General features: G+C 57.5%; 1 protein-coding gene. It reads left to right on the top strand.

What is annotated here, in order from left to right; all coding sequences use genetic code 11:
- A partial coding sequence (locus tag AC629_RS48085) for a hypothetical protein (protein WP_210419237.1) occupies positions 1-190 on the top strand: 190 nt, incomplete at its 5' end.
- Positions 191-629: the final 439 nt, after the last annotated feature.

Here is a 629-nt window from a genome sequence, read left to right as displayed (position 1 = left end):
TTCGTCCACTTCCCTCTTACCGCCCGAACTCGCAAGCGCGCTCAACTTAAAGCACGAAATGAAGAATGTAATTCTCGCCGCGTTTCGATCTTTCGTGTTTCTACACAGCCAGGGTCCATTCTCGACGGGTTCGGCGGAATTTGTCGGTTGGTTGATGTCCGCTTCTGCGCCGAACCTAGGACCGGGCTAGGAGCATTGGGTTCGGCCAGACCCCCGTGATTCAAGCTCCCAAACCGCGGCTTGAATCATGCGCTATGAACTCGCCGATTATGGATGGAGCGCACAGGATTTCGAACGTGGGGGCTCGAAGGGCGACTAAGCTAGTATCGATTGCACTGACGAAGGCGAAAATATGCGCCCGCGTTCGTTGAGATAGCCCAGTTTCGCAAGCTCGGCCGCGATTTCTCGCAACGAACGTTGATGTCCTTTGGGTGATCTACGTCGGAGTCGCTTTGCGACGGCTACTAGATCCGGGTTGACCTCAGCCCAGCTTTTTCGTCCCTCAAATAATCCGGCGAGGTCGCCTGCCGGTCGTGTCCCCAGTGATGGTGTAGCTCGGTAGAGCAAAGCCGTCCGCACGCGCGCCCTCCAATAGCGCCGTAGCGGGCGGGCGGCTTTGCRGTGGTCAC

The sequence above is a fragment of the Bradyrhizobium sp. NAS80.1 genome (assembly GCF_001908205.1).
Taxonomy (GTDB): Bacteria; Pseudomonadota; Alphaproteobacteria; order Rhizobiales; family Xanthobacteraceae; genus Bradyrhizobium.
This window is presented reverse-complemented; position numbering and strand designations above follow the sequence as displayed.